Source organism: Paenibacillus sp. P4_A7 (assembly GCF_056402455.1).
Genome location: NZ_JBFUHJ010000379.1, coordinates 1 through 5,536 on the forward strand (window position 1 = coordinate 1; position 5,536 = coordinate 5,536).

A 5,536-nucleotide genomic window follows, 5' to 3' on the forward strand; every position below is an offset into this window, starting at 1 on the left:
GTTACAACATTCATCATCTCATTTTCCCCCTTTAGAAATGTGAGTCGTTGAGTTGTTAGCGCTTACATTGTAACATATCACAATACCTTTTGTGAAGTATTTTATAAAAAAATACATTGTTTGCTTTTACGGCATATGCTATGTTCACTGTAATGCAAAAAAATGAGGGGAAGGTTGGGTAAATGTGAATAAGCAAAACGAACAAAAAGCATATAAAGGGTTTCTTTACATAGGTTCCTATGGTACGGCGGAGGAAGTGACCATTCACGTCTGCCAATTCGACGGTGAGACTGGCAAGTTAACTGTTGTTCAGCAATTAACGGATTTGGAGAATGCATCGTATTTAACATTGCATCCAAATGGGCAACATCTGTACGCTGCAAGTGAGACTGGAACGACAGGAAATGAGGACGGGGGCTCAGTTGCCTCGTTCGCAGTGGATGCCTCAACCGGTTTACTAAGCAGAACATCGGGGAATCCGATTTTAACGCAGGGCGCGCACCCTTGTTATATAAGTACAGATCAAGCGGGCAGAGCATTATTTGCGGCCAACTATACAGGCGGGAACGTTGCTTTACTGTCGATTAATGAAGATGGCGGGCTGAATACAGCGTCTTCTGTGATGCAGAATTCAGGTGAGCTTGGTACAAATACAGTAAGACAAGAAGCACCCCATGCACACTGCATAACGCCAATGGGCGATTCAGCGTTTGTATGTGCAGTCGATCTTGGTATAGACGCTGTTGTTATTTACCGACATGATGCGGAGCAAAATACACTGACCCCGCATGGTGAATGTAAGGTACATAGTGGCGCTGGTCCTCGTCACCTTATTTTTGACCAGCAATTGAAGAGTGGATATTTAATGAATGAGCTGGATTCAACCATTACCGTATTAAAGGTCGATGCAGAGCTTGGAACATTAGCAGAAAGCCAAGTTATATCGGCTCTACCGCTTGATTATAAAGGCCTAAGTGATGCGGCAGATATTCATCTTTCTCCATCTGGACGTTTTTTGTACAGCTCTAATAGAGGACATGACAGTATTGCCGTATTTGCAGTTAATCCAAGTAGCGGCGAGCTGGCACTTATACAACATATCGATTGCGGTGGCAAAAATCCTCGCAACTTTGCGATTACGCCTGATGGCTCTTATTTGCTCGCAGCACATCAGAACAGCGGAACAGTTATCGTTTTTAGTATCGATCAAGAAAGTGGAATACTTGCACCGACCGGCTCTAAGCTCGAATTATCGAGTCCTGTGTGCATGAAGTTCGGTCAAAACTTGTAGTAATACCAGATGAGAATTAATTAAATTAGAGATAGATCGTAACAGTGGAGAGGCAGGTCCTTAGGTTATGTCAGCTCAAAGATCGGTTGCCGGTTCGAAGGGTAACGCGTTAAAATCGGCAACCGTATACACAATGTTATTTGCCATTAGCTCTGTTCATTTAATGAATGATTCCATGCAAGCCGTAGTGGCTGCGCTGTTTCCGATTTTTCAAGATTCTCTTCATTTGAGCTACGCACAAGTGGGATGGATAGCGTTCACGCTTAATATGACCTCATCTATCATGCAGCCTGTTATTGGTCTTATATCGGATAAAAAGCCGAGGCCGTGGCTGCTGCCAGTCGGTATGCTCTGCAGTATGGCTGGAATGGCAGGGCTAGGGTTTGCGCCAAACTTTTGGTTGCTGCTGCTCGCCGTCGTTTTTGTTGGACTTGGCTCGGCTGTCTTTCATCCAGAGGGTTCGCGAGTTGTCCATCTCGCAGCAGGAAATAGACGAGCCTTCGCGCAGTCCATTTATCAGGTGGGCGGCAATTTAGGTTCAGCTCTAGCACCGTTAATGACTATATTTATCTTTTTTCCACTTGGTCAGCGAGGCGCTGTTTGGGGAATGCTGCTCGCGGCTGCGGCAATTGCTATTTTATTTAAGATTGTGCCTTGGTATACTGCGCAGTTAGCCGCACATGGCGGAAAACCGCCGAGCAAAAGAGCTGGAAGCGGGAGTTCATTAGCGGCAGAACAAGCTCGGAAAAACAGTAAAATAGTAGCCTTCGCACTGTCTATACTGTTTGTAGTTGTATTCGCACGATCCTGGTATTCGGCAGCTATCGGCAACTTTTATCAATTTTATGCCGAGGAAACCTATGGCTTGTCTATTCGCGCTGCGCAGGTTCCATTGTTTCTTTTTATGGCAGCGGGAGTAGCGGGTACCTTCCTTGGAGGTATTATGGCCGATCGGATAGGGCGTAAGAAAATGATGCTCATTTCCATTCTAGGGGCTACTCCGTTTGCGCTGATGCTGCCGCATCTTCCGCTAGGATGGGTCTATCCGATAATCATTTTACTCGGATTTATTTTGCAGTCAGGGTTTTCGGTAAGCGTAGTTTATGCGCAGGAACTCATGCCAGGCAAGGTTGGAACGGCCTCAGGCTTAATAACTGGGCTAGCTTTTGGTATGGGAGCACTCGGCTCGGTCGTGCTTGGCAATTTAGCGGATGTGAATGGCCTCAGCTACGTAATGATTATCTGCAGTGTGCTGCCAGCTATCGGTGGGCTAGCTGTCTTGCTGCCGAAGGATCGCAGGGAAATTCATTAAACTATAGAGCAGCTTTTCAGCAGAGCAGACAAGAAAAGCCATTATGAATTTCTTAGCTTGAACATGTTATTGAAACAGTATTCGATGTCTTCATTTCTATTTGGGATCAACCAGTTCTTCGTGGTTGATCCCTTTTTCGTGCAATGGAAATGGATACCTTTTTCGCTCAACTCGCGAAAACAAAAATCATACATTGAATATAAACAAACATGATGATATTATGTTTGTAATATAACCAAACGAAACAAAGAGGTGTTTGAAATTGAAAATAGATGAACGTTTTTGGGAGTCGTCATTAGATGAATTAAAACAAGGCTACGTGTATGAGGAAAAAACTGAAAGCTATTATTGTTTGATTTGTGGAGATTGCTTTGAGGATGGCGAGATATTCCATGTCGAACAGTTAGGTCGTTGGTTTAAGGCACGCAAATATGCTGCTTATCATGTACAGGAGGCACACGGATCCATGCTGGATTGTTTATTAGGATTAGACAAGAAAGCGACCGGATTTACTGATTTGCAGAAAGAGCTAGTCCGACATTTTGCAGATAATCTATCTGATAATGAGATCGTGAAGCTTACTGATATAGGCAGCGCCTCGACGATTCGAAATCATCGGTTCGTATTGAAAGAGAAGGCTAAGCAGGCGAGACTGGTCCTCGCCACAATTGAACTGATGGAGCAGGGTGCTATTGCGGCACCACGTTTTGTACCGATCCATCCGAACGCTAAGCAGGTGGATGAAAGATACGCGATTACGGAGGATGAATACGAGAGCCTTCTAAAGCAGTATTTTCCAAAAGGACCTGAGGGTCCGCTGGCGTCATTCCCAAACAAGGAAAAACGGAAGATAGCTGTATTGCGACATATTTCATCGTTTTTTAAAGTTGGAATTAAGTATTCGGAGAAGGAAGTAAATGAGCAGTTAAAGCAGTTCTGGGCAGATGATTATGTGACGCTGCGCCGTTATTTAATTGAATATGGTTATTTGGTACGAGAAGAGGACGGCAGTCAATATTGGATAGGTTTATTAGGAAGTGGAGCGGGGGAGAGTGAGCCGCAAAAGACCGGGAAGCCAGAGAAGGCAGAGAAGCCAGAGAAGCAATTGAAGGGAAAACAGCAGGATGAGAGAAAGGGTGGATTAAAGATGGATAAAACACAGCGGAAAAAGCTAACGGCTGAATATCAGGAACGTGAACGAGTAATGGGTGTATATCAAATAACGAATAGCGCAAACGGTCGGATTTATATAGGTGGCACAACAAACATGGATGCTTTATGGGGAAAAGAGCAATTTATTCTCAACATGGACAGTCATACGAACAAGGAGCTGCAGAAGGAATGGAAGCAATATGGGGCTGAAGGCTTTTCATTTCTCATTCTAGAGACCGTTAAATTCGATAATCAGATTCGGTATGATTATAAAGACGTCCAGGAAAACGATGTACGGCAACCGATTGATGTTGTACGCCAATATAACAAGGAGGTATCCGATTTAAAGGAGAAGTGGATCGAACAGCTTCAGCCTTACGGGGAAAAGGGTTATCACAAGCAAGCAGTTGATGATAAAGACTAGAATAGTATTTGTGTAGTTAGTTCAAATGAAGGAGTGTTGTTTGGGATGTCTGCAAAAACAGCTGTAACGGATTCAAAAGGTAGTCTGCTTCGAAACAAGTTTTTTCAAACGATTTTATTATCAAACGTACTTCTTCAACTCGGTATTTGGGTGCGAAATTTTGCGATTCTGATGTATGTAACGGACATGACCAACGATGATCCATTTGCGGTTGGTTTGATGGGCTTCGTTGAGTTTCTGCCTATTTTCGTTTTTTCATTTATCGGTGGGACATTCGCAGATCGATGGAGGCCGCGTAAGACGATGATATGGTGTGATTTCTTGTCTGCTATATCGGTCTTTGTCGTGCTTATAACGGTTATCTATGGATCTTGGCATATGATATATTTTGCTGCATTCGTCTCAGCGATTTTATCACAGTTCTCACAGCCATCGGCAATGAAACTGTTCAAGCAGCATATCGAACCTGAGCAGCTGCAATCGGCGATGGCGATGTTCCAATCGCTAATGGCTATATTTATGGTGCTAGGTCCTTCACTGGGCGTTATTTCGTATCAAACATTTGGCATCGAAATTTCCGTTGGAGTAATGGGTATAGCGTTTTTGCTGTCTGCTGTTGTATTATTTCGAATCCCTCGTGACCGCGACGTTGAGAAGTCGTCAGAGGCAGGTGAGCGTCGTTTCTGGAAGGATTTAAGTGATGGATTCGCCTATGTGTGGCGTAGTCCGATATTAAAAGCACTTGGCGGAACATTTGCTCTAGCAGGTATAGCGGTAGGTATTGCTCAGACGCTGGGAATGTTTGTTGTCATTGAACGGCTAGGTCAGCCCAAATCTTTTCTACAGTTTATGCTGATGGTAAATGGTATTGCGATGCTAGTTGGCGGAGGACTGGTCATGTTGTTAGCCAAAAAGGTATCGCCGCAAAAGCTGCTCGCGCTTGGATTGCTAATCAACTCCATCTGTATGGTAGGAACAGGCTTATCGACGAGCGTTCCAATTACGCTTGTGCTGCAATTTATTTCTGGGATCGGATTCCCATGCATACAAATTGGAATTAGTACATTGATCCTACAAGGGTCGGAAGAATCGTATGTGGGCAGAGTTAATGGCGTACTGAACCCAATGTTCATGGGGACGATGGTTATAATGACGCTGGTAGCTGGACAACTAAAGAGTATGTTCCCTCTTGTCGAGATTTATTCCGTGGCCGGTGCAGTGATGTTTCTTGGTATGTTAATGCTTATTCCAGTGTTTAAGCATAAGCCGTTAATAACGCAAGCTAACGGGTAGATCTGTAAAGTATAAATTGTAAAAAGCTCTGCCGATTACAAAAAAAAAGTGGTATGGATTGACA

General features: G+C 44.0%; 4 protein-coding genes. All 4 read left to right on the forward strand.

Translation table 11 applies throughout. The annotated features are described in order from the left end of the window. Positions 1 to 184: 184 nt before the first annotated feature. Positions 185 to 1,291: a lactonase family protein gene (locus AC1DWN_RS26700; protein ID WP_477561925.1), complete on the forward strand. Its 1,107-nt coding sequence runs from the start codon at positions 185 to 187 to the stop codon at positions 1,289 to 1,291. A gap of 67 nt (positions 1,292 to 1,358) precedes the next feature. Continuing rightward, entirely contained in the window at positions 1,359 to 2,603 is a 1,245-nt protein-coding gene (locus tag AC1DWN_RS26705) for an MFS transporter (RefSeq protein ID WP_477561926.1), read from the forward strand. A 262-nt stretch (positions 2,604 to 2,865) separates the two neighbouring features. After that, on the forward strand, positions 2,866 to 4,179 hold the full coding sequence (locus AC1DWN_RS26710) for a DUF2087 domain-containing protein (RefSeq protein ID WP_477561927.1): 1,314 nt from the start codon (positions 2,866 to 2,868) through the stop codon (positions 4,177 to 4,179). Positions 4,180 to 4,224: 45 nt separating this feature from the next. Next, a complete protein-coding gene (locus tag AC1DWN_RS26715) occupies positions 4,225 to 5,472 on the forward strand; it encodes an MFS transporter (protein ID WP_477561928.1) in 1,248 nt (415 codons plus the stop codon). Positions 5,473 to 5,536: the final 64 nt, after the last annotated feature.

Excerpts from the sequence above, each read along its gene's own strand:
- AC1DWN_RS26705 (WP_477561926.1), top strand. The coding sequence starts at position 1,359 with ATGTCAGCTCAAAGATCGGTTGCCGGTTCGAAGGGTAACGCGTTAAAA.
- AC1DWN_RS26715 (WP_477561928.1), top strand. The coding sequence starts at position 4,225 with ATGTCTGCAAAAACAGCTGTAACGGATTCAAAAGGTAGTCTGCTTCGA.